This is a genomic window from Streptantibioticus parmotrematis (assembly GCF_019890615.1).
GTDB lineage: Bacteria > Actinomycetota > Actinomycetes > Streptomycetales > Streptomycetaceae > Streptantibioticus_D > Streptantibioticus_D parmotrematis.
In genome coordinates this window covers 1-23,499 of record NZ_JAINVZ010000024.1, presented here as the reverse complement: position 1 = coordinate 23,499, position 23,499 = coordinate 1, and the positions used below count along the sequence as shown (strand labels likewise).

16 protein-coding genes and 1 pseudogene are annotated in these 23,499 nt (G+C 72.4%); 14 read left to right on the top strand and 3 right to left on the bottom strand.

All coding sequences use genetic code 11. The features are described 5' to 3' along the window. Positions 1 to 340: 340 nt before the first annotated feature. Complete coding sequence (locus tag K7472_RS26650) at positions 341 to 1,342, bottom strand: aldo/keto reductase (protein WP_222981122.1); 1,002 nt, start codon at positions 1,340 to 1,342, stop codon at positions 341 to 343. Between the two features lie 109 nt (positions 1,343 to 1,451). On the opposite strand from K7472_RS26650, the gene K7472_RS26645 reads away from it, so the two are divergent. From K7472_RS26645 to K7472_RS26610, 8 genes are all read left to right on the top strand, one after another. Beyond that, on the top strand, positions 1,452 to 2,408 hold the full coding sequence (locus tag K7472_RS26645; RefSeq protein ID WP_222981121.1) for a 2-hydroxyacid dehydrogenase: 957 nt from the start codon (positions 1,452 to 1,454) through the stop codon (positions 2,406 to 2,408). A 328-nt stretch (positions 2,409 to 2,736) separates the two neighbouring features. Next, positions 2,737 to 5,667 carry a putative bifunctional diguanylate cyclase/phosphodiesterase gene (locus K7472_RS26640; protein ID WP_372458081.1) on the top strand — a complete coding sequence of 977 codons (2,931 nt, stop codon included), beginning with the start codon at positions 2,737 to 2,739 and terminating at the stop codon, positions 5,665 to 5,667. 219 nt (positions 5,668 to 5,886) lie between these two features. Continuing rightward, positions 5,887 to 7,734, top strand: coding sequence for an acetolactate synthase large subunit (locus K7472_RS26635; RefSeq protein ID WP_222981119.1), 1,848 nt, complete (start codon positions 5,887 to 5,889; stop codon positions 7,732 to 7,734). A gap of 36 nt (positions 7,735 to 7,770) precedes the next feature. Beyond that, on the top strand, positions 7,771 to 8,298 hold the full coding sequence (gene ilvN / locus K7472_RS26630) for an acetolactate synthase small subunit (RefSeq protein ID WP_222981118.1): 528 nt from the start codon (positions 7,771 to 7,773) through the stop codon (positions 8,296 to 8,298). Positions 8,299 to 8,394: 96 nt separating this feature from the next. After that, a complete protein-coding gene (gene ilvC, locus K7472_RS26625; protein WP_222981117.1) occupies positions 8,395 to 9,393 on the top strand; it encodes a ketol-acid reductoisomerase in 999 nt (332 codons plus the stop codon). Between the two features lie 267 nt (positions 9,394 to 9,660). After that, a complete protein-coding gene (serA, locus tag K7472_RS26620) occupies positions 9,661 to 11,265 on the top strand; it encodes a phosphoglycerate dehydrogenase (RefSeq protein WP_222981116.1) in 1,605 nt (534 codons plus the stop codon). A 233-nt stretch (positions 11,266 to 11,498) separates the two neighbouring features. Then, on the top strand, positions 11,499 to 12,677 hold the full coding sequence (locus K7472_RS26615; protein ID WP_222981115.1) for a hypothetical protein: 1,179 nt from the start codon (positions 11,499 to 11,501) through the stop codon (positions 12,675 to 12,677). Positions 12,678 to 12,751: 74 nt separating this feature from the next. Continuing rightward, complete coding sequence (locus tag K7472_RS26610; protein WP_222981114.1) at positions 12,752 to 13,531, top strand: GNAT family N-acetyltransferase; 780 nt, start codon at positions 12,752 to 12,754, stop codon at positions 13,529 to 13,531. A gap of 45 nt (positions 13,532 to 13,576) precedes the next feature. On the opposite strand, the gene K7472_RS26605 is transcribed toward K7472_RS26610, so the two are convergent. Then, the gene (locus tag K7472_RS26605) at positions 13,577 to 14,722 is read right to left on the bottom strand and encodes a PucR family transcriptional regulator (RefSeq protein ID WP_222981113.1); all 1,146 of its coding nucleotides are present in this window, start codon (positions 14,720 to 14,722) and stop codon (positions 13,577 to 13,579) included. A gap of 164 nt (positions 14,723 to 14,886) precedes the next feature. Between K7472_RS26605 and K7472_RS26600 the strand changes: the two genes are divergently transcribed. From K7472_RS26600 to K7472_RS26585, 4 genes are all read left to right on the top strand, one after another. Continuing rightward, a complete protein-coding gene (locus K7472_RS26600; RefSeq protein ID WP_222981112.1) occupies positions 14,887 to 15,816 on the top strand; it encodes a proline dehydrogenase family protein in 930 nt (309 codons plus the stop codon). Between the two features lie 100 nt (positions 15,817 to 15,916). Beyond that, the gene (pruA, locus tag K7472_RS26595) at positions 15,917 to 17,548 is read left to right on the top strand and encodes an L-glutamate gamma-semialdehyde dehydrogenase (RefSeq protein ID WP_222981111.1); all 1,632 of its coding nucleotides are present in this window, start codon (positions 15,917 to 15,919) and stop codon (positions 17,546 to 17,548) included. A 572-nt stretch (positions 17,549 to 18,120) separates the two neighbouring features. Beyond that, the gene (locus tag K7472_RS26590; protein WP_222981110.1) at positions 18,121 to 19,161 is read left to right on the top strand and encodes a 3-isopropylmalate dehydrogenase; all 1,041 of its coding nucleotides are present in this window, start codon (positions 18,121 to 18,123) and stop codon (positions 19,159 to 19,161) included. A gap of 307 nt (positions 19,162 to 19,468) precedes the next feature. Next, positions 19,469 to 20,563, top strand: coding sequence for a branched-chain amino acid aminotransferase (locus tag K7472_RS26585; RefSeq protein ID WP_222981109.1), 1,095 nt, complete (start codon positions 19,469 to 19,471; stop codon positions 20,561 to 20,563). 62 nt (positions 20,564 to 20,625) lie between these two features. Here K7472_RS26585 and K7472_RS26580 read toward each other — a convergent pair whose 3' ends face one another. Then, positions 20,626 to 22,059 (bottom strand): cytosine permease, encoded by a 1,434-nt coding sequence (locus K7472_RS26580; protein ID WP_222981108.1) that lies wholly within the window; start codon positions 22,057 to 22,059, stop codon positions 20,626 to 20,628. Positions 22,060 to 22,241: 182 nt separating this feature from the next. On the opposite strand from K7472_RS26580, the gene ureA reads away from it, so the two are divergent. Together ureA and K7472_RS26570 are read left to right on the top strand one after the other, a co-directional pair. Beyond that, positions 22,242 to 22,931 (top strand): urease subunit gamma, encoded by a 690-nt coding sequence (gene ureA, locus K7472_RS26575; protein WP_222981107.1) that lies wholly within the window; start codon positions 22,242 to 22,244, stop codon positions 22,929 to 22,931. After that, positions 22,928 to 23,499, top strand: a pseudogene (locus K7472_RS26570) (urease subunit alpha); the annotation flags it as partial. The gene ureA and the pseudogene K7472_RS26570, both read left to right, overlap by 4 nt.

Here is a 23,499-nt window from a genome sequence, read left to right as displayed (position 1 = left end):
GCCGCTGCGCGGCTTGAGGGGGCGGAGGCGGGAGGCTATGTGCTGCGCACCTGCCGACACCTGGCCGCTGCGCGGCCAGAGGGTGCCGGGCTGGGGCGGTCGCACCCTTCGCCGATCGCTTGTCACCTCGTTGTCACCGGCAAGGAATTGGCGCCCCGAAAAGCTTGTCGGTGACAACGGCGAAGCAAGCGATTCGCGAACCATGCCTGCCCTGCCGGGCGCGCAGCGGCCGGACTCCAAGCTGGTGCGCAGCACCATGGCTCCCCGCCTCCGCCCCCCTCAAGCCGCGCAGCGGCGCAGACGTAACACTCCGCACACGAGGCCGGCCACAAACGACAGCTCAGTCCCACGACCCCCGCGCCGAAGGCAACCCCGCCAGCTCCCTCACGTCCCCCTCCGTCAACCGCACCCCCGCGGCCCCCGCGTTCTCCACCGCCCACCGCTCCCGCTTCGCGCCCGGCACGGGAATCACGTGGGGGCCCCGCGCGAGGACCCACGCCAGCGCGATCTGGGCCGGCGTCACCCCGTGCCGTTCCGCCACGCGGCGCAGACCGACCACGATCGACTGGTTCGCGGCCATCATCTCGGCCGTGAAGCGTGGGTGCCGTGCCCGTACGTCGTCCGGCTCGAAGCCCTGCCCGGGCGTCAACGTCCCGGTGAGGAAACCGTTCCCCAGAGGCATCGCCGCCAGGAAGCCGACGCCCCGCGCCGCGCACCACGGCAGCAGGGCCGCCGCGGCCCCGGGCGCCCACACCGACAGCTCCGCCTGCACGCACGAGACCGGGAACACCTGCTGCGCGCGCTCCAGTTGACGCAGCGCCTGCGCGTACGGAGCGGACTCCGTCCTGCGGCCCCGTCCCGTGCCGCCCGGCTCCAGGGCGCACAGCCCGAGCGCCCGCACCTTGCCCGCGGCGACCAGTTCGGCCATCGCGCCCCACGTCTCCTCGACCGGCACCTCCGGGTCGACGCGGTGCAGCTGGTACAGGTCGATCACGTCGGTCTGCAACCGCCGCAGCGACGCGTCGCACGCCCTCCTGACGTAGCCGGGACGCCCATTGGCCACGAGGTGCTGCTCGCCGACGAGCAGCCCGCACTTGGTGGCGACGAACGCCTCCTCGCGCCGCTCCTTCAACACCCGTCCGAGCAACAGCTCGTTCGTGAACGGCCCGTACATGTCGGCGGTGTCCAGCAGCGTCACGCCCGCGTCCAGCGCCGCGTGCACCGCGCGCAGCGACCGCTCGCCGTCCCGCTGCGAGGTGGTGTAGGCCCAGCTCATCGGCATGCAGCCCAGTCCCACCGCGCCCACTTCGAGGGCAGACGCACCGATCGTCCTGCGCTCCACCTGGTCCTGCCTCCTCGCATCCCCCCGCACCCGCCGGACCACGGTAACGCCCCGCCACGACACCCCCGTCCCCGGCGCCGACCCCCACCCCTGGCTTAGCCTCGACCGCATGGCCGACTCCACCGCTGACACCGCGCCCGACCGGCACCCGACGGTCTGGCTGCCCATCCCGCCCGACCGCCTGCCGGGACTGCCCGAAGGGCCCGAGTACCTCCACTGGGACGGCGAGGGGGACTTCCCCAGCGACCCCGTCGGCGTCGACTTCTACGTGCCGCCGTACATGAAGCCCCCGCAGGTCGTCACGCGCCCGCTGCGCCACGGCGCACGCCCGCGCGTGGTCCAGACGCTCACCGCGGGCGTGGACAACGTCCTCGACGCGATCCCGCCCGGCACGGTGCTGTGCAACGCCCGCGGCGTGCACGAGGCGAGCACCGCGGAACTCGCCCTCACTCTCACCCTGGCCTCGCTGCGCGCCATCCCGCGCTTCGTGCGCGGCCAGGACGCGGAGCGCTGGTACGCGGGCGTCTACCCCGCGCTCGCCGACCGCACGGTGCTGATCGTCGGGTACGGCTCGATCGGCGCGGCGGTCGAGGCCCGGCTCACGCCGTTCGAGTGCGCCGTCGTACGGGTGGCGCGCACGGCGCGCGAGACGCCCGGGGGAGTGGTGCACGCCATCAGTGAGCTACCCCAACTGCTCCCGCGCGCCGATGTGGTGATCCTCACGACCCCGCTCACCGACGCCACCCGCCATCTGGTGGACGCCGACTTCCTCGCCCGGATGAAGGACGGCGCCCTGCTGGTCAACGTGGCCCGCGGACCGGTGGTGGAGACCAAGTCCCTGCTGGCGGAGCTGGAGTCGGGCCGGCTGCGCGCCGCGCTGGACGTCACGGACCCCGAACCGCTGCCGCCCGGCCACCCGCTCTGGCACGCGCCGGGCGTGCTGATCAGCCCGCACGTCGGCGGCAGCACCTCCGCGTTCCAGCCGCGCGCCGAGCGCCTCATCCGCGCCCAGCTGCGGCGATTCACCACCGGGGAGCCGCTGGAGAACGTCGTCGCGACCGGGTGAGCGCCGCCTCGAACTCACCCACAGGCGCCGAACGAACGCGCTCCGCAACCGCCATCATCCGCCCGGTTACGCTCAGTACAACTGCTATGTCCCTGTGTGACCGCTCTGGTGTATCGTCCCGAGCGGGGGTGCGTCGACCGGACCGCTAACGGCCGTCGACCACCGGATGAAGAGTCTGGAGAGTCCGGGCGGGACGGCCGGTCCGGCCCAGGGCACGAGGGGGATGACGGGCGATGTACGGCCTATGGACACCAACACCGGTACGCAGGAACCGACGCCTCCGCCACGCGGTGCGCGGCGGCCACCGGGTGCGCGGGCGGGGTACGGCGTGAGTGCGTCAGGGGCGTTGCTGCCCGGCCCGGCGGGAGGCGACCGGGCGGGCCTGCTGCCCCAACTCCTGGTCGCCATGGTCTGCGGCGGGTACGCGGCCGGGGCCGCGCTGGACTGGGGCACCCCGCCGCTCGCCGCGTTCATGGGCGACTTCGGGCTGGCCGCCGCGGGGCTCGCCGCCTGCCTGTCGTGCCTGTGGTACGCCCGCACCGTCCCGGGGCCCAACCGCCCCGCGTGGGTGCTGTTCGCCGTCTCCTCCGCCATGCTCGCCGCGGGCAACGGCACGTGGGGCTGGTACGAGGTCGTGCTCGGCGTCAAATCCATGCCGCACGTCTCGCCCGCCGACTTCTGCTTCCTGCTCTTCGCGCCACCGGCCATAGTGGGACTGCTGGTCCTCGCCAAGCGCCCGGTGACCAGGGCCGGATGGGTCTGCCTCACGCTGGACGCCTGGCTGATCGCGGGCTCGCTGCTGACCCTCACCTGGAGTCTCGCGCTCGCGCACGACGCCGGGCTCGACGGCCGCGGCAAGGCGCACGTGGCGCTCGCGCTCGCCTACCCGGTCTTCGACATCCTGCTGGTCTCCCTGGTGCTGGCGCTGCACTTCCGCCGCTCCGCCGCCGACCGCCCCGCGGTCAACGCGGCCATCACGTCACTCGCGCTGACCGTGCTGTGCGACGCCGTCTACACCTCGCCGCTGCCGCGTCGCGACTACCATTCCGGCCAGATCCTGGACGCGGGCTGGTTCGCCGCCAGCATGCTCATGGCGTACGCGCCCTGGGTCGGCCACCGCGGCGCGCCGCCACCACCACCACGCCGGGTGCGCCCCGAGCGCAAGGCCGCCGGATCGCTCGGCGCGCTCACCCCGTACCTCGCCGCCGCGGTCTGCACCCTGGGCATGCTCTACAACGTCCTGGGCGGCCACAAGATCGACCGGGTGGTGCTGATCACCGGCTGCACGGTGGCGCTGGTGCTGGTGGTCCGCCAGGGCATCATGCTCCTGGACAACATCGCGCTCACCCAGGAACTCGCCCAGAAGGAGAACCACTTCCGCTCCCTGGTGCAGGGCTCCAGCGACGTCATCATGATCGCCGCCCCCTCCGGTGTGCTGCGCTACGTCAGCCCGGCCGCCAAGGGGGTCCTGGGCCGCGACCCCGACTCCATGGTCGGCACCGAACTCGCCTCCCACATCCACCCCGAGGACCTCGGCCGGATGCTGCACGAGGTGCGCCGCTTCCTCGCCGCGCAGCCGTCCGCCGAGCCCGCCACCCGCATCGAGTGCCGGGTGCGCTCCGGCGACGGCGGCTGGCTCAACGTGGAGTCCACCGTCAACCGCTACCAGGGCGGCCTGATCTTCAACAGCCGCGACGTCACCGAACGGGTGCGCCTGCAGGCCCAGTTGCAGCACAACGCCTCCCACGACCCGCTCACCGACCTGCCCAACCGCGCCCTGTTCACCGAACGCGTCGGGCACGCCCTCGGCGGACGCCGGGCCGACGACGGCGAGGCGGCCGTGCTCTACATCGACCTCGACGGCTTCAAGGCGGTCAACGACACCGTCGGCCACCAGGCCGGCGACGAACTGCTGATCCAGGCGGCGCGCCGGCTCCAGGACTCGGTCCGGGCCGGGGACACGGCGGCACGGCTGGGCGGCGACGAGTTCGCCGCCCTCATCTGTGGCGGCAAGGGCGACCCCCAGGTGCGCGAGCGGCAGATAGTGGAGATCGCGGAACGGCTGCGGCTGACCCTCTCCGAGCCGTACGTGGTCTCCGTCGGCGGCCGCAAGCCCGGCGGCGACGCGCCCATGGAGCACGGCGCCCCCGAAGGGCGGCGGGAGGGCAGGACGCAGGTGCGGGTCGCCGCCAGCATCGGCGTCGCCTTCGCCACCCCCGGCATCACCTCCGCCGAGCTGATGCGCAACGCGGACCTCGCGATGTACCGCGCGAAGTCGGCCGGGAAGAACCGCGTGGAGCTGTACGCGCCGCAGATGCACAGCGAGGTGGCGCACCGCGCGGAGCTGGCCGCCCGGCTGCGCAGCGCGCTGCGCGACGGCGAGTTCACGTTGCTGCACCAGCCGGTGGTCGACCTCGACAGCGGTGACGTCGACACCGTCCAGGCGCAGGCCCGGTGGCGCAGCGCGCAGGGCATCCTGTTCACGCCCGCCGAGTTCCTGCGGTTCGTGGACGCCGGTTCGGCCGACGGCGCCGAACGCGCCGAGGTCGGCAGATGGCTGCTGGAGGAGGCCGTCGAACAGGCCGCGACCCGCCACCGGCTGGGCCACCGGGTCCCGGTGTGCGTGCCGGTGCCGGCCGGCAAGCTGCTCAGCCGCGAACTGCCGGTCAAGCGGCTGGAAGCGCTGCTGGAACGCCATGAGCTGCCGCCCGACGCGCTGATCCTGGAGGTCTCGGGCCACGATCCGCGCGTCCCGCTGGACGAGCTGGAACGCAGGCTCGGCGCGCTGCGCAGGCTCGGCGTGCGGATCGCGCTGGGCGGCCTCGGCACCGGGTACGCCGGGATGGTGGCGCTGCGGCGGCTGCCGGTCGACGTGCTCAAGCTGGACCGGGCCTTCACCGAGGGCCTGGTCGAGTCCGCCCGGCTGCACAAGATCACCTCGGGTCTGCTGCGGATCGCCCGCGACCTGGGACTGCGGTCGGTCGCCGAGGGCGTCGACCGGCCCGACCAGGCGGTGGCCTTGCGCGAGATGGGCTGCACCCACGGCCAGGGCATGGCGTTCGCGGGGCCGCTGGATTCCCCGCGGCTGCACGGCTGCCTGTTGCGCGGGGTCTTCCCCGTCCCGGGCGGACCCGAGCGTGACGTCGTCACCGCGGGCGCCGGAGCGCTGCCGGTCAGACGCGGTGGCGCGGCCGGACCCGACCCGCTCGCCAGCCCTCCGCTGCGCTCACATAATGAGACGTCCGTCCCACCCACTTGACACGTGGGCTGTGGCGGGAGGAGGGTCGGTGCCATGCGCACCCGAATTCTCGTACTTGGACGGCGCGTCGGCTGACCGGGGCCTCATCATCGCCCCGCGACAAGCACCGGCGCGCTTCCCCTCGCTTGCCTTCTGGCACGAGGGGTTTTTTGTTGCACTGGCACCCACCGCCCCCTCCACACCGCGACCGGGGCGGCCTCTCCGAGAAGAGACACGCAGATGACCGAGCAGGCCACTGGGGCCCACCATCCGCAGCCGCGGGCCCGCAGCGCGGCACAGCAGCCCATCACCGAACAGGTGACGGGTGCCCAGTCCCTCATCCGTTCTCTGGAGGAAGTCGGCGCCGACACCGTCTTCGGCATTCCCGGCGGGGCGATCCTCCCCGCGTACGACCCCATGTTCGACTCGCAGCGCGTGCGCCACATCCTGGTCCGCCACGAGCAGGGCGCCGGTCACGCCGCCACCGGGTACGCGCAGGCCACCGGCAAGGTCGGCGTCTGCATGGCCACCTCGGGCCCGGGTGCCACCAACCTCGTCACCCCCATCGCCGACGCCCATCTGGACTCGGTGCCGATCGTCGCCATCACCGGCCAGGTCGCCTCCAAGTCCATCGGCACCGACGCCTTCCAGGAGGCGGACATCGTCGGCATCACCATGCCGATCACCAAGCACAACTTCCTGGTCACCGACGCCGCCGACATCCCGCGCACCATCGCCGAGGCCTTCCACATCGCCTCCACCGGCCGCCCGGGCCCGGTGCTGGTCGACATCGCCAAGGACGCCCTCCAGGCGCGGACCACCTTCTCCTGGCCGCCCGTCTCCGACCTGCCCGGCTACCGCCCGGTGACCAAGCCGCACGCCAAGCAGATCCGCGAGGCCGCCCGGATGCTCACCCAGGCCAGGCGCCCGGTGCTGTACGTCGGCGGCGGCGTGCTGAAGGCCCGGGCCACCGAGGAACTGCGCATCCTGGCCGAGCTGACCGGCGCCCCGGTCGCCACCACGCTGATGGCGCTGGGCGCCTTCCCCGACACCCACCGCCAGCACGTCGGCATGCCCGGCATGCACGGTTCGGTCTCCGCGGTCACCGCGTTGCAGAAGGCCGACCTGCTGGTCGCGCTCGGCGCCCGGTTCGACGACCGGGTGACCGGCAAGACCGACACGTTCGCCCCGTACGCCAAGATCGTGCACGCCGACATCGACCCGGCGGAGATCGGCAAGATCCGCGCCGCCGACGTGCCGATCGTCGGCGACGCCCGCGAGGTGCTGGCCGACCTGATCGTCGCGGTCCAGGCCGAGCACGAGGCGGGCCGGCGCGGCGACTACGCCGACTGGTGGCGGCAGATCGACTCCTGGCGCGAGACCTACCCGCTCGGCTACGACCTGCCCGAGGACGGCAGCCTCTCCCCGCAGCAGGTCATCGAGCGCATCGGCCAACTCGCCCCGAAGGACACCGTGTTCGCCGCCGGGGTCGGCCAGCACCAGATGTGGGCCTCGCAGTACATCCGCTACGACAAGCCGTACACCTGGCTCAACTCCGGCGGCGCCGGGACCATGGGCTACGCGGTCCCGGCCGCGATGGGCGCCAAGGCCGGCAAGCCCGACACCACGGTGTGGGCGATCGACGGCGACGGCTGCTTCCAGATGACCAACCAGGAACTGGTCACCTGCGCGCTCAACGGCATCCCCATCAAGGTCGGCATCATCAACAACGGCGCGCTGGGCATGGTCCGCCAGTGGCAGACGCTCTTCTACAACGAGCGCTACTCCAACACCGTGCTGCACTCGGGACCGGGCGGGGACGGCAAGCCCGCGCTCAACGGCACCCGCACCCCCGACTTCGTCAAGCTCGCCGAGGCGATGGGCTGCGTCGGGCTGCGCTGCGAGGACCCGGCCGACCTCGACGCGGTCATCGAGAAGGCCAACGCGATCAACGACCGCCCGGTGGTCGTGGACTTCATCTGCCACGAGGACGCCATGGTGTGGCCGATGGTCGCCGCAGGCACCTCCAACGACGAGGTCATGGCCGCCCGCGGGGTGCGCCCCGACTTCGGCGACATGGACGACTGAGCCGGGCCGGAAGACAACGCGAAGGAATCACGGAACATGTCCAAGCACACGCTCTCCGTCCTGGTCGAGAACAAGCCCGGTGTCCTGGCGAGGATCACCGCGCTCTTCTCCCGCCGCGGCTTCAACATCGACTCCCTGGCGGTCGGCACCACCGAGCACCCCGACATCTCCCGCATCACCATCGTCGTCAACGTGGTGGACGAACTGCCGCTGGAACAGGTGACGAAGCAGCTCAACAAGCTCGTCAACGTCCTGAAGATCGTCGAGCTGGAGCCGTCCTCCGCCGTACAGCGGGAACTCGTCCTGGTGAAGGTGCGCGCCGACAACGAGACGCGCTCGCAGATCACCGAGATCGTCTCGCTCTTCCGCGCCAAGACCGTGGACGTCTCGCCCGAGGCGGTCACGATCGAGGCGACCGGCGGCGCCGAGAAGCTGGAGGCGCTGCTGCGGATGCTGGAGCCGTTCGGCGTCAAGGAGCTGGTGCAGTCCGGCACGATCGCCATCGGCCGCGGCGCCCGCTCCATCACCGACCGCTCGCTGCGGGCACTGGACCGCAGCGCGTGACGCGCCGGTCCGACCGCATCGCGAGACCGTAAGCCACCCCTCGTCCGCCGGGCGTACGGTGGGCGGCACAACCCGAGAACCAAGGAGAAACCCGAAGTGGCCGAGCTGTTCTACGACGACGACGCCGACCTGTCCATCATCCAGGGCCGCAAGGTCGCGGTGCTGGGTTACGGCAGCCAGGGCCACGCCCACGCGCTGTCGCTGCGCGACTCCGGCGTCGACGTGCGCGTCGGTCTGCCCGAGGGCTCCAAGTCCCGGGTCAAGGCCGAGGAGCAGGGCCTGCGCGTGGTCACCCCCGCCGAGGCGTCCGCCGAGGCCGACGTGATCATGGTCCTGGTCCCGGACCCCATCCAGGCCAAGGTCTACGCCGAGTCCATCGCCCCGAACCTCAAGGACGGCGACGCGCTCTTCTTCGGGCACGGCTTCAACATCCGGTTCGACCTGATCGAGCCCCCGGCCGGTGTCGACGTGTGCATGGTCGCCCCGAAGGGCCCGGGCCACCTGGTCCGCCGCCAGTACGAGGAGGGCCGCGGCGTGCCCTGCATCGTCGCGGTCGAGCAGGACGCCTCCGGCAACGCCTTCGCGCTCGCGCTGTCCTACGCGAAGGGCATCGGCGGCACCCGCGCCGGCGTCATCAAGACCACGTTCACCGAGGAGACCGAGACCGACCTGTTCGGTGAGCAGGCCGTGCTGTGCGGCGGCGCCTCGGCGCTGGTGAAGGCGGGCTTCGAGACCCTGGTCGAGGCGGGCTACCAGCCGGAGATCGCCTACTTCGAGTGCCTGCACGAGCTGAAGCTCATCGTCGACCTGATGTACGAGGGCGGCCTGGAGAAGATGCGCTGGTCGGTCTCCGAGACCGCCGAGTGGGGCGACTACGTCAGCGGCCCGCGGGTCGTCAACGACCAGACCAAGGCCGAGATGAAGAAGATCCTCGGCGAGATCCAGGACGGCACCTTCGCCAAGAACTGGATCAACGAGTACAACGCCGGTCTGCCGAAGTACAACGAGTACAAGAAGGCCGACAGCGAGCACCTGCTGGAGACCACCGGCAAGAAGCTGCGCAAGCTGATGAGCTGGGTGGACGACGAGGCGTAAGGCCTCACCCGCGGTGCACGGGGGCCTCCGGGGCGCTGCCCTGGAGGCCCCCGTCGCGTCGTGACCGGAAGGTTTGTCCACGCCGTACACCCACGTCCGGGTGATCCTTCCGCAACGGCACAGGCAGCCGGTCACGTCGCCGATAGACTGCCGTAACAAGCGCGTCAGGCTCACAGCGTCGTGCGTCTTCCACGCGGCATGCCAGCCCCTCCCTCCCTGGAGCGGCCGAAAGGGACCGGCCGCCCACGTAGGACAAGTGAGGATCACGTGAGCACTGCTTCAGCCAGCAAGCCTGTCGTACTCATCGCCGAAGAACTCTCGCCCGCCACGGTGGACGCCTTGGGTCCGGATTTCGAGATCCGGCATTGCGACGGGGCGGATCGTGCCGAGTTGCTGGGTGCGATCGTGGAGGTGGACGCGGTTTTGGTGCGTTCGGCCACGAAGGTGGACGCGGAGGCGATCGCCGCCGCGCGCAAGCTTCGGGTCGTCGCTCGTGCGGGTGTCGGTCTGGACAATGTGGATGTCTCGGCCGCTACGAAGGCCGGTGTGATGGTCGTCAATGCGCCGACGTCGAACATCGTGACCGCGGCGGAGTTGGCGTGTGGTCTGCTGGTGGCGTCGGCGCGCAACATTCCGCAGGCGAACGCGGCGTTGAAGAACGGTGAGTGGAAGCGCAGCAAGTACACGGGTGTCGAGCTGGCGGAGAAGACCCTCGGTGTGGTCGGCCTCGGCCGGATCGGCGTCCTCGTCGCGCAGCGGATGTCGGCGTTCGGCATGAAGATCGTGGCGTACGACCCCTACGTGCAGCCGGCGCGGGCGGCGCAGATGGGGGTGAAGCTGCTGTCGCTGGATGAGTTGCTGGAGGTGTCGGACTTCATCACGGTGCACCTGCCGAAGACCCCCGAGACTCTCGGCCTGATCGGTGATGAGGCGTTGCACAAGGTCAAGCCGTCGGTGCGGATCGTCAACGCGGCGCGTGGTGGGATCGTGGACGAGGCGGCGTTGGCGAGTGCGTTGAAGGAGGGTCGGGTCGCGGGTGCGGGTCTGGACGTGTTCTCGTCCGAGCCGTGCACGGACTCGCCGCTGTTCGAGTTCGACAACGTGGTGGCCACCCCCCACCTGGGCGCTTCCACCGGTGAGGCGCAGGAGAAGGCGGGTATCGCGGTCGCGAAGTCGGTGCGGTTGGCGTTGGCGGGTGAGTTGGTGCCGGATGCGGTGAATGTGCAGGGTGGTGTGATCGCGGAGGACGTGCGGCCGGGGTTGCCGTTGGCGGAGAAGTTGGGGCGGATCTTCACGGCGTTGGCGGGTGAGGTGGCGGTGCGTCTGGATGTCGAGGTGCGTGGTGAGATCACGCAGCATGATGTGAAGGTGCTCGAACTGTCCACGCTCAAGGGCGTGTTCGAGGACGTCGTCGCCGAGACCGTCTCCTACGTCAACGCACCCCTGTTCGCCCAGGAGCGCGGCGTCGAGGTGCGGCTGACCACCAGCAGCGAGTCGCCCGAGCACCGCAACCTGGTCACCGTGCGCGGCACCCTCTCCGGGGGCGACGAGATCGCGGTCTCCGGCACCCTGGCCGGGCCCAAGCACATCCAGAAGATCGTCGGCGTCGGCGAGTTCGACGTGGACCTCGTCCTCACCGACCACATGGGCTTCCTGCGCTACGGCGACCGGCCCGGCGTGGTCGGCACGGTCGGCCGCATCCTCGGCGAGGCCGGCATCAACATCGCGGGCATGCAGGTCGCCCGCACCAACGAGGGCGGCGAGGCACTGGTCGCGCTGACCGTGGACGACTCCATCCCCGCCCCGGTGCTCGCCGAGATCGCCGAGGAGATCGGCGCCACCTCGGCCCGCGCGGTCAACCTCGTCGACTGACGGTCGACCGACCGTCGGCAGGCCCGTCGTCGGGCGCGTCCACCGGGCGCGCCCGACCAGGCCGGCATCCGGCGGCCGTGGCCCGGCCCGGACGGCGGGCCGCCGCTTTCCCTCCGCTCGTGCGACCCCCAGCACAATGGCCGCCCGGGCGCAACCGTTCCGGTGGATTTCCCGTCTCTCAGGACGCCAGGGCATCGAGACGCCACGGCACATGGGCCACAAGGGGGCACGGCATGCGGTGGATGCGAGCGGTACCGGCGGCGCTGGGCGCCGGCGTGCTGTGCTGCGCTGTGGCGGCCGGCACCGCGACGGCCGATTCCTCCGGCACGCCGCACCCCGTGCTGCTGGTCAACGGCAACTACGACGCCCGCCCCGGTGAGCGCGTCGACGTCAACCTTCAGGGTGTGGACGAGGCGCAGGGCAAGGCGGGCGTCACCGCCTCGTCGCACGCCTTCACCGGCCGCGTCCACCTGCGCTGGTACCACTCCCAGTGGGTCTCCGGCTACGACGCGCTGGTCACCCTCTCGCCCACCGCCAAGCCCGGCTCGTACCCGCTGACCGTCTCGATCGGCGACCGCGTCGTCGGCCACGACCGGATCGAGGTCTCCCCGGGCCAGGCCCCGCGCTTCACCGTCGCCGGGGTCCCCGGCGGCCAGGTCGTCCGCCCGGGCCAGCGGATCTCGCTGCGCTGGGACGACCTCCACCCCGGGCAGACCGGCACCGACTTCACCGTCTCCTCGCGGGCGCTGCCTGGCTCGGTCCGCCTCGAGCACGACGACGCCACCGACTTCTACGACCCGCGCGCCTTCTCGGCCACCGCCAAGGTCCCGGCCGGGACGAAGGACGGCTCCTACGCCTTCAGCCTGACCGGACCGCACGGCGAGCGGGCCGCCTCCGGATCGCTGACGGTGCGCGCCGCGCGGCCCGGTGACCCCGACTACCTGGGCAAGGTGTCAGGGCCCGCGTTCTTCACGCCCTCCGGGGATCCCGGTCGGGCCACGACCAACGGCTTCACGGTCCACGCGGGCGGCAAGGTCGACGTGATGTGGCACGACGCGGCGCCCGACCCGGGGGAGACCGGCAGCCTCACCGCCACCTCCCCGGCCTTCGCCGCGCCGGTGCGCCTCGCCCCGGACGACAGCAAGGGCGCCGACGGCGACGCGCCCCGCTTCTACGGCACCGCCGACGTCCGCGCCGACCTGGCGCCCGGCAGCTACCCGGTCACCGTCGTCAGCCACCACGGCCGGGTGCGCAGGAGCGAATCCCTCGCCGTCACACGGTCGTTGACGCCGACCAAGGGTGTGGACGCGGGCGTGGGCGGCGGCTGGTTCGGCCTGGCCGGCGGCCTGCTGGCGCTCGGCACCGCCGCCGTGGTCACCGCCGTCCGCAAGCGCCGTCCCGCCCGGGCCTGACCCGTACGGCCGTGCGCGGCCGACCCGGCACGAATGCCGTTGGCCCGGAGCGGTCGTGGTGCTGGAATGGCCAAATGGACCGCGATCACGTGCTCAGCCTGTTCGACCGTCAGATGCGCCGGGGCGCCCGGCCCGACGACCCCACGGCCCGCGTCGAGCGGGTCGGCGACGTGGTACGGCAGGCCGGCGGGCCCGCCGCGTGGAACGGTGTGCTGTGGTCCGACCTCACCGAGGAGACCGCGGACGCGGCCATCGCCGAACAGCTGCGGCACTTCGGCGAGCTGGGCCACGGTTTCGAGTGGAAGCTGTACTCCCACGACCGGCCCGCCGACCTGGCGACGCGGCTGCGCGCCGCGGGGTTCGTGCCGGAGGCCGCCGAGTCCCTGATGGTCGCCGCCGTCGCCGAACTGTCCGACCAGGTCGTGCTGCCGGAGGGGGTGCGGCTGCGCGCGGTGACCGACGCGGCCGGGGTGGACCTGGTGGCCGACGTCCACGAGCAGGTCTTCCGCTCCAGCCGCTCCCGCCTGCGCCAGCGTCTGCTGTCCCAACTGGCCCACCACCCGGACACGGTGAGCGCCGTGGTGGCGATGGCGGGGGACGTGCCGGTCGCCGCGGCCCGCATGGAACTGCACGCGGGCACCGAGTTCGCCGGGCTGTGGGGCGGCGGCACGCTGGCGGCCTGGCGCGGACGCGGCATCTACCGGGCGCTGGTCGCCCACCGGGTCCGGCTGGCCGCCGACCGCGGCTACCGCTGGCTCCAGGTCGACGCCTCCGACGCCAGCCGCCCGATCCTGGAACGCCTCGGCTTCGAGGCGCTCGGCACCACGACGCCGTACCGCCACGACGTCGGCTGAGGGCGCCCGGCGCTGCCCCAGCCGGGCACTACCCGAGCCGGGTCGCTACCCGAGCCGGGCCGCCTTGAGTGCCAGATGCAACAGCAGGCGGTCCTCGCCGTCGTCCAGGTCGAGACCGGTGAGGTGCTCGACGCGGGAGAGCCGGTAGTAGAGCGTCTGGCGGTGGATGGCCAGCGCGGCGGCCGCCCGCCCGGCCTGGCCCGCGCAGTCGAGGAACACCTCGGCGGTGTGCGCGAGTTCGGTGTGCGCGGCGTCCAGCAGCGGGGCGACCGCCGGGTCGGCGGTCGTGGGCAGCCGGGTCAGCAGGCGGTACGGGCCGATGTCCGACCAGTGCGCCACCGGGGCCAGCCGTGGCTGGGCGTGCGCCGCGCGGGCCGCGCCCGACGCCTCGCGCCACGCCTCCGGGAGCCCTTCGAGCCCGGCCCCGCGTCCGCTCACCCCGGCGGTGGCCCCCCGGGCGCGGGCGGACTCCAGCAGCCGCGCCGCCACGGTGTCCGCCGCCCGGGCCCGGGCCAGCACCGCGAGCCCGCCCGGCCCGGGGGACGGCACCGCGCACACCGCGGCCGCCCCCGGCAGGGCCCGCGGCCCGGGCAGCGGATCGGACGCCTCGTCCTCACCGCCGTCCCACGGGGCCACGCACACCATCGCGAAGTCGTCGTCCGCCACCCGCCCCAGCGCCGCCCGCAAGGCCGCGAGCGCGCCCTCGCGGCGGGAGCCGGGACCGGTCAGCAGCCCCAGCAGTTCCCGCCCGGTGTCCGCCCCGGCCCGCGCCTCGGCGGCCAGCAGCGTGCCGATCCGGGCCGCCACCGCCATCGCCGCGTCCAGCGGACGGTCGGTGCCGTCGTCCAGCAGCCACACGTAGCCGTGCACCACGCCGCGGTGGCGCACCGGCAGGCAGATACGGGCGTGGATGCCCGCCGCCGGGTCGGCCGGGACGCGCACCGGCTCGCGGGCCCGCGCGATGCCGAACCCCTCGAACCACTCGCGCACCTGCGCGGTCGAGCGCCTGGTGAGGATGGACCGGGTGCGGATCGGGTCCATGGCGGCCTCGTCGTCGCTGTCGTGGGCGCCGAAGGCGATCAGCCGGAAGTCGCGGTCCTCCAGTGTCGCGGGCGTGCCGAGCAGCGCCGACACCTCGTCGACCAGTTCCTGGAAGTCCCCGTCAGCGCGCACCGGCCCATTGTCGCTCATACATCTGTATGAGAGGCCGGTCACGGATGCGTGACACCTGTCGATGGCCCACGGTGGAGGCGAAACCTAGATTTCATCGCGTAGCCACCTGCCCCGCCGCGGGGTGTCCGGCCGTCCCGCCGCAGGGCCACGCACCTTGCGTCACGCACTTGTTGGAGGAGCCCGTGCTGGGTCCCGTGTTGCTCGCCGCCTCGCGCAGCGACCGTATGCGCCGCCTGGTCGCGGCCGCCCCCGTCACCCGGCCGGTCGTGGACCGCTTCGTCGCCGGTGACGAGCTGGCTCCCGCCCTGGACAGCGTCCGCGCCCTGACCGACTCCGGCCGCGAGGTCACCCTCGACCACCTGGGTGAGGACGTCACCGACAAGGCCACCGCCACCGCCACCCGCGATGCCTACCTGCGGCTGCTGGACGCGCTGGGCACCGAGGGCCTGGCCGGCAAGGCCGAGGTCTCCGTGAAGCTGTCGGCGTTCGGCCAGGCGCTGTCGTCCGGCGGCCACGACATCGCGCTGGAAAACGTGCGCCAGGTCGCCGAGGCCGCCACCGCCGCGGGCACCACGGTCACCCTCGACATGGAGGACCACACCACCGTCGACTCGACGCTGGCCATCCTCGACGAGCTGCGCCAGGACCACCCGGGCACCGGCGCCGTCGTGCAGTCCTACCTGTTCCGCACCGAGGACGACTGCCGCCGCCTGGCCACCCCCGGCTCCCGGGTGCGACTGGTCAAGGGCGCGTACAAGGAGCCCGCCTCCGTCGCGCACCAGGACAAGCGCGAGGTCGACAAGGCGTACGTGCGCTGCCTGGGGATCCTCATGGCGGGCGCCGGCTACCCGATGATCGGCTCGCACGACCCGCGGATGATCGCCATCGGCCAGCACCTGGCCCGGGAGCACGGCCGCCAGGCGGGCGACTACGAGTTCCAGATGCTCTTCGGCATCCGGGTCGCCGAGCAGCGCCGGCTGGCCGAGGCGGGCGAGCGCATGCGTATTTACGTGCCGTACGGCGCAGACTGGTACGGGTACTTCATGCGGCGGCTGGCGGAGCGCCCGGCCAACCTGGCCTTCTTCCTCCGCTCGTTCGTCCCCGGAGCCTGACCGGCACCGGGCCCGCCGCCCGAAGGCCCGCCGCCCGAAGGCCCATCGCCCGCCCGCAGCACACCCCAGCAGCACACCCCCGCAGAAGGAGACCCCTCCCATGGACGCCGTGACCCAGGTCCCCGCCCCGGTCAACGAGCCGGTGCACTCCTATGCCCCCGGCAGCCCGGAGCGGGCCCGCCTGGAGGCCAAGCTGAAGGAGCTGGGCGAGAACCCGGTCGACCTTCCGATGACCATCGGCGGCGCCAAGCGGATGGGCGGCGGCGAGCCGTTCGACGTCGTCCAGCCGCACAACCACGCCGCCCGCCTGGGCACCGGCCGCCACGCCACCCAGGACGACGCCCGCGAGGCGATCGACGCCGCCCTGGCCGCCGCCCCGGCGTGGCGGGCGCTGTCCTTCGACGACCGCGCCGCGATCATCCTGCGCGCCGCCGAGCTGCTGGCCGGCCCGTGGCGCGAGACCATCGCCGCCGCCACCATGCTGGGGCAGTCCAAGACCGCGCAGCAGGCCGAGATCGACAGCCCCTGCGAGCTGGTCGACTTCTGGCGGTTCAACGTCTCCTACGCCCGGCAGATCCTCGCCGAGCAGCCGGTGACCAACTCGCCGGGTGTCTGGAACCGCCTGGACCACCGCCCGCTGGAGGGCTTCGTCTACGCGATCACGCCGTTCAACTTCTCGGCGATCGCCGCCAACCTGCCGACCGCGCCCGCGCTGATGGGCAACGTCGTGCTGTGGAAGCCGTCGCCGACCCAGACCCGCGCCGCCGTGCTGCTGATGGAGCTGCTGGAGGAGGCCGGGCTGCCCAAGGGCGTCATCAACCTGGTCACCGGCGACGGCGTCGCGGTCTCCGAGGTCGCCCTCGCCCACCCGGACCTGGCCGGCATCCACTTCACCGGCTCGACCAGGACCTTCCACTACCTGTGGAAGACGGTCGGCGCCAACATCGAGAACTACCGCAACTACCCGCGCATCGTCGGCGAGACCGGCGGCAAGGACTTCGTGGTCGCGCACCCGTCCGCCGACCCCGCGGTGCTCAAGACCGCGCTGACCCGCGGCGCCTTCGAGTACCAGGGCCAGAAGTGCTCGGCCACCTCCCGCGCGTACATCCCGCGCTCGATCTGGGAGGGCGGCTTCAAGGAGTCGTTCGCCGCCGAGGTCGAGGGCATCGCCATGGGCGACGTGACCGACCTGGACAACTTCGTCGGCGCCGTCATCGACGACCGCTCGTTCGCCAAGAACAAGGCGGCCATCGACCGCGCCAAGGCCGACCCGGACACCGAGATCGTCGCGGGCGGCAGCTACGACGACTCCGTCGGCTACTTCGTCCGGCCGACCGTGCTGGCCTGCTCCGACCCGGAGAACGAGGTCTTCACCGAGGAGTACTTCGGCCCGATCCTCGCCGTCCACGTCTACGAGGACGAGCGGTACGACGAGATGCTCGCCCAGATGGAGTCGGTGGCGAAGTACGCCCTGACCGGCTCGGTCATCGCGGGCGACCGGGCGGCCGCCGCGCACACCATGGAGGTGCTGCGCTACGCCGCGGGCAACTTCTACATCAACGACAAGTCGACCGGCGCCGTGGTCGGCCAGCAGCCCTTCGGCGGCGGCCGTGCCTCCGGCACCAACGACAAGGCGGGCGCCGCGCAGAACCTGATGCGCTGGACCTCCACGCGTTCCATCAAGGAAGCGCTGATCCCGCCGACCGACTACCGCTACCCCCACATGGGCTGAGCGGTCGAGGCGGCTCTCCCTACCGGGCGAGGCGGCTGAAAGTAGGGGCCCGGCACCGCGAACACGCGGTGCCGGGCCCTGGCCATGGGTGGGGACCGCAGGTCGGAGGGGGTGCCGTCTCAGATAGTAGGAAGTCCGACTAACTGTGGAGACAGAACGGCGATCTCGTCCTAGCGTTGTAGGGAGCCGAACGTCTCGCTAGATCCAGCGATCGGCGGAGTAGAGCCGGTGCCCCACGCAGGCCACCCCTGCGGCGCCCGCTCCCCGCCCCTTCCGGCGCACCCTCACCTTCGTTTCGGATGGAGAAGTGCTCCCATGGACGAGACCACCCGCAAGAACGCCGCCGCAGCCCTCCAGCGCGCCCTCGACCGCCGTGACAACGGCGGATCCACCGGCCACGAGCGCCGCTGACCTACGCCCCCTGCACAACGCCGCCGAGTCGGGCCCCCGCGCACCGCGAGGGCCCAACTCGCGCGTCCCGCCAGGTCGTTCATCGCACCGCCCACTCCTGATCTGTCCGGCATGTGGACCGCACGTGTCATGGGGTGGGACGCGGGCGTACAGTGCGGAGCATGTCCCGCAGCATCAGCCTCGCAGTGATCCCCGGTGACGGCATCGGCCAGGAAGTGGTAGCCGAAGGCCTCAAGGTCCTCGGCGCCGTCCTGCCGTCCGACGTGAAGCTGGAGACGACCTCCTACGACTTCGGCGCCCGGCGGTACCACGCCACCGGCGAGACCCTCACCGACGCCGACCTGGAGTCGCTCAAGCGCCACGACGCGATCCTGCTCGGCGCGATCGGCGACCCCTCGGTGCCGTCCGGCGTGCTGGAGCGCGGCTTCCTGCTCAAGTTGCGGTTCGCCTTCGACCACCACGTCAACCTGCGGCCCAGCACCCTGCTGCCCGGCGTCGCCTCGCCGCTCGCCGGGGACCCGGAGATCGACTTCGTGGTGGTCCGCGAGGGCACCGAGGGCCCGTACACCGGCAACGGCGGCGCCATCCGCACCGGTACCCCGCACGAGGTCGCCACCGAGGTCAGCCTCAACACCGCCTACGGCATCGAGCGCGTGGTGCGCGACGCCTACGCCCGCGCCCAGGCCCGCCCGCGCAGGAAGCTCACGCTGGTCCACAAGAACAACGTGCTGGTCCACGCCGGCCACCTGTGGAAGCGGATCTTCGACGCCGTCGGCACCGAGTACCCGGACGTCACCACCGACTACCTGCACGTGGACGCGGCGACGATCTTCTTCGTCACCCAGCCCGAGCGCTTCGACGTGATCGTCACCGACAACCTCTTCGGCGACATCATCACCGACCTGGCCGCCGCCGTCACCGGAGGCATCGGCCTGGCCGCCAGCGGCAACATCAACCCCTCCCGGGCGTTCCCGTCCATGTTCGAGCCGGTGCACGGCTCGGCGCCGGACATCGCCGGACAGGGCAAGGCCGACCCGACCGCCACCGTGCGCTCCGTCGCCCTGCTGCTGGAGCACCTCGGCTACCAGGACGAGGCCGCCCGCATCGAGGCCGCCGTCGCCGCCGACGTGGCCGCCCGCGGCACCGCGCCGCGCTCCACCGGGGCCATCGGCGACGCGCTCGCCGCCCGAGTAGCGAGCTGACCTCCGCGGAGAGCCCTCAGCCGGCCCGGCAGGTCAGAGAAAGCCAGCGCAGCGCCCACGCGCGCGACGACATCACGGCTGAGCCCGGCCCCCGTAGGTGATCACGGGGGCCGGGTGCGACCATCCATCTGGGCCGCATCACCGGAACACCTCGCTCCGGCACACCTGATTCCCTCCGGACACCCGGTTACGGGATAATCGGACGCAGGGCCGCCGTGTGAGGGGAAAGTCGGACGTCCTACTACCGCCGCGGCGGTGCGGACGCCGGTGCGGTCCACCACGACCTCACGGTGAAGGACACGCGACTATGACGACGCCCACGACGCCCACGATCGAACTCAAGCCCTCCTCGCACCCGCTGGCCGACGCCGAGCGGCAGGCGATCCTCGCCGACCCCGGCTTCGGCCGCCACTTCACCGACCACATGGTGACGATCCGGTGGACCGAGGGCCGTGGCTGGCACGACGCCCAGCTCGTCCCGTACGCGCCGATCTCGCTCGACCCCGCGAACATGACGCTGCACTACGCGCAGACGATCTTCGAGGGGCTCAAGGCGTACCGGCAGCCGGACGGCTCGGTGGCCACCTTCCGGCCGTTCGCCAACGCCGAGCGCTTCCAGTCCTCCGCGCGGCGGCTGGCGATGCCGGAGCTGCCGCAGGAGCTGTTCGTGGCCGCCTGCGACGCGCTGGTCCGGCAGGACAAGGCGTGGGTGCCCAGCGAGGGCGAGGCGTCGCTGTACCTGCGGCCCTTCATGTTCGCCACCGAGGTCGGCCTCGGGGTGCGCCCGTCCAACGAGTACCTGTTCGTCGTCATCGCCTCCCCGGCCGGCGCCTACTTCCCCGGCGGCGTCAAGCCGGTCTCGGTGTGGGTCTCCGAGGAGTACGTCCGGGCCGCGCCCGGCGGCACCGGCGCGGCGAAGGCGGGCGGCAACTACGCCGCTTCGCTGGTCGCGCAGGCCCAGGCGGTCGAGCACGGCTGCCCGCAGGTGGTGTGGCTGGACGCGATCGAGCGCCGCTGGGTCGAGGAGATGGGCGGGATGAACCTGTACTTCGTGTACGGCGACCGCATCGTCACCCCGGAGCTGTCCGGTTCGCTGCTGCCCGGCATCACCCGCGCCTCGCTGCTGCGCATCGCCGCCGACCTCGGCTACGAGGTCGCCGAGGGCCGCGTCTCGGTCGACGAGTGGCGCGAGGCCGCCGAGAACGGCTCGCTCACCGAGGTCTTCGCCTGCGGCACCGCCGCGGTGATCACCCCGGTCGGCGCGGTCAAGTCCACCCGCGCCGACTGGCGGATCGCCGACGGCGAGCCCGGCGAGGTCACCATGCGGCTGCGCCGCGCGCTGCTGGACGTCCAGACCGGCGCGTCCCCCGACACCCACGGCTGGATGCACCCGCTGGGCTGAGCGACCGCGAGCACACGAGGAGGGGGCCCGCCGCCGCGGGCCCCCTCCTCGCGCGTACGGGCTCAGGCCACCACGGCCGCCGCGTCCTGCACTGCCGCGTCCGGCGCCGGGAGGGGATGCGGCTGCTTGGCGCTGAGCAGCAGGTAGACCGCGGCGGTCACGGCCGCGGCCAGCAGGAAGCTGATGTCGATGCCGCCGGTGAAGTGCAGCAGCGGGCCGCTGTAGAGCGGGGTGTCGACCTCCAGCAGGCCGATCACCGAGCCGCACGCCCAGGCGATCACGGCGGAGACGTTCCAGCCGCCGCGGTACCAGTAGATGCCGCCGCGGGTGCGCCGGTTGTAGACCTGGAGGGCGTCCGCGTCGTAGCGCCCGCGCACCCGGCGGAAGCCCAGCAGCGTGATCACCGCCCACGGGGTGCCGATCGCGGTGAGCACCAGCACGAACGACGTCATGGCGTCCTGCGCCGCCCAGGCGAAGTGCCCGAGGTAGACCAGCGCGGTGGAGAAGGCGGCGACCACGTAGGTGGCCTGGGTGCGGCTGGCCTTCGGCAGGATCGCGTCGAGGTCCAGGCCCATGCTGTAGAGCATCAGCCCCGCGTTGCCCACCGACCCGGCGGACGCGTTGAGCAGCAGGAACAGCAGGTACCAGACCGGGCAGGCGGCCACCAGCGACGTCGCGTAGTCGCTGCCGGCGCCCACGCACAGCGCGGTGAAGGTGCCGAACAGCTGCGGCAGCAGCAGGCCGACGACGAGGCCGAAGCAGGTGCCGACGAAGACCTTCGGCTGGCTGAAGCGGTGCGGTGAGACGTAGCGGGTGTAGTCGCCGAGCAGCGTGATGAACGCGATCGGCCCCGACAGTCCCGCGGAGACCGCCGACAGCAGCCAGGTGGGCCAGAAGGAGCCCAGCAGGTACGGCGCGGCGTGCGGCGCGTGCAGGTGGAACATGCCCGCGTACGCGACCACGCCCACGAGCAGCAGCGCGGTCAGGCCGACGGTCAGCACCCGGCTGAGCCGCAGCAGCATCCGGTAGCCGAAGACGGCCGAGGAGGCGGTGGTCGCCGCCAGCACCGCGTAGACCACCGCGTAGCTGGCGGGCCCGGTGGGCAGTGCGAGCATCCGGTGCAGGCATCCCACCACCGCGTCCCCGCCGACCCACAGCGTCAGCGCGGTGTAGCCCAGCGACAGCAGCAGGCCGATCGTGGAGCCCAGCAGCCGCCCGCGCACCCCGAAGTGGGCGCCGCTGGAGGTCGACAGGTTGGTCGCGGTGCGCAGCGAGACCAGGGCGAGCGGGGCCACCAGCACGGTGCCCACCAGCGTGCCGGCCGCCAGCGAGGTGAACGACGCCCACCAGCCGAGCCCGAAGGAGACCGGCAGCCAGCCGAAGACGATCACACCGAGGGCCAGGTTGGAGCCCAGCAGGATGCTGATCACGTCACGCGGCCCGCTGGTCCGCTCCTGTTCGGGGACGGTGTCCACTCCCCGCTGTTCGATCCGCATGGCCCTGACTCCTTGAGCGCCGAACTAGTTAGAACGCCGTTCAATGTGACTCGTACATTGCGTGCAGGTCAATACTTCTCGTCAAAAGCTTTGCTTGTTAGAGTAGCGTTCAAATCAGCCCCGCCGGGTCGACCGCCGGGGCGCCGAGTGATCGGACCGCGAAGCTGTGGAGGTGTGGCGGGATGCGGCTGACCCCGACCGAACGTGACCGCCTGCTGCTGTTCGGCGCCGCCGAACTGGCCCGCGCCCGCCGCGCCAGGGGCCTTCGGCTCAACGTGCCGGAGGCGACCGCGCTGATCGCCGACACCGTCTGCGAGGCCGCCCGGGACGGCGCCCGGCTCGCCGAGGCGATCGAGGCGGCGAGCCGGGTGCTCGGGCCGGACGACGTGCTGCCCGGCGTCGCCGACGTGATCGGCGACGTGATGGTCGAGGCGGTCTTCGACGACGGCTCCCGGCTCGCCGTGGTCACCGACCCGATCAGCGGCGCGGGCGCGGGCGACGACGCCCCCGGCGCGGTGCTGCCGGGCCCGGCCGACCCGCCCGTCGAGCCCGCGGTGCGGCTGACCGTGCGCAACACCGCCGGTGTCCCGGTGAGCGTCACCTCGCACTTCCACTTCTTCGAGGCCAACCCCCGCCTGGAGTTCGACCGCCGCGCCGCCTACGGGATGCGGCTCGCCGTGCCCGCCGGGTCCTCGGTGCGGTTCGGGCCCGGCGAGAGCGCCGAGGTGGGACTGCTGCCGATCGGCGGCGACCGGATCGCGATCGGCTTCGCCGGACTGGTGGACGGCCCGCTGGACGCGCCCGGCGCGAAGGACGAGGCGCTGCGCCGCGCGGCCGCCTGCGGCTACCTGGGAGCGGAGGTCTCCTCGTGAAGTACGGGCATCTCGACCGGCACGCGGACCGTGCCACGTCCATCGACCCGCGCGAGTACGCCGCCGTGCACGGCCCGCGCGCGGGCGACCGGGTGCGGCTCGGCGACTCGGGCCTGGTCGTGCGCGTGGAGTCGGACGCGCAGAAGCCGGGGGAGGAGTTCCTGGCCGGCTTCGGCAAGACCGCCCGCGACGGGCTGCACCTGAAGGCCGCCGCCGTCCGCGACACCTGCGACCTGGTCATCAGCAACGTCCTGGTGATCGACGCCGCCCAAGGCATCCGCAAGGTCTCCATCGGCATCCGCGAGGGCCGCATCCACGCCATCGGCCGGGCCGGCAACCCCGACACGCTCGACGGCGTCGACGTGGTCGTCGGCACCGGCACCACCATCGTCCCCGGCGAGGGCATGATCGCCACCGCGGGCGCCGTCGACACCCACGTCCACCTGCTGTCGCCCCGCGTGATGGAGGCCTCGCTCGCCTCCGGGGTGACCACGATCATCGGCCAGGAGTTCGGCCCGGTCTGGGGAGTGGGGGTCAATTCTCCCTGGGCGCTGCGCCACGCGTTCGG

What these genes read in the sequence shown, in the direction of transcription:
- K7472_RS26645 (WP_222981121.1), top strand. Translation starts at nt 1,452, where the DNA reads ATGGCCGACTCCACCGCTGACACCGCGCCCGACCGGCACCCGACGGTC.
- K7472_RS26635 (WP_222981119.1), top strand. Translation starts at nt 5,887, where the DNA reads ATGACCGAGCAGGCCACTGGGGCCCACCATCCGCAGCCGCGGGCCCGC.
- ilvN (WP_222981118.1), top strand. Translation starts at nt 7,771, where the DNA reads ATGTCCAAGCACACGCTCTCCGTCCTGGTCGAGAACAAGCCCGGTGTC.
- K7472_RS26615 (WP_222981115.1), top strand. Translation starts at nt 11,499, where the DNA reads ATGCGGTGGATGCGAGCGGTACCGGCGGCGCTGGGCGCCGGCGTGCTG.
- K7472_RS26610 (WP_222981114.1), top strand. Translation starts at nt 12,752, where the DNA reads ATGGACCGCGATCACGTGCTCAGCCTGTTCGACCGTCAGATGCGCCGG.
- K7472_RS26605 (WP_222981113.1), bottom strand. Translation starts at nt 14,722, where the DNA reads ATGAGCGACAATGGGCCGGTGCGCGCTGACGGGGACTTCCAGGAACTG.
- pruA (WP_222981111.1), top strand. Translation starts at nt 15,917, where the DNA reads ATGGACGCCGTGACCCAGGTCCCCGCCCCGGTCAACGAGCCGGTGCAC.
- K7472_RS26590 (WP_222981110.1), top strand. Translation starts at nt 18,121, where the DNA reads ATGTCCCGCAGCATCAGCCTCGCAGTGATCCCCGGTGACGGCATCGGC.
- K7472_RS26585 (WP_222981109.1), top strand. Translation starts at nt 19,469, where the DNA reads ATGACGACGCCCACGACGCCCACGATCGAACTCAAGCCCTCCTCGCAC.
- K7472_RS26580 (WP_222981108.1), bottom strand. Translation starts at nt 22,059, where the DNA reads ATGCGGATCGAACAGCGGGGAGTGGACACCGTCCCCGAACAGGAGCGG.
- ureA (WP_222981107.1), top strand. Translation starts at nt 22,242, where the DNA reads ATGCGGCTGACCCCGACCGAACGTGACCGCCTGCTGCTGTTCGGCGCC.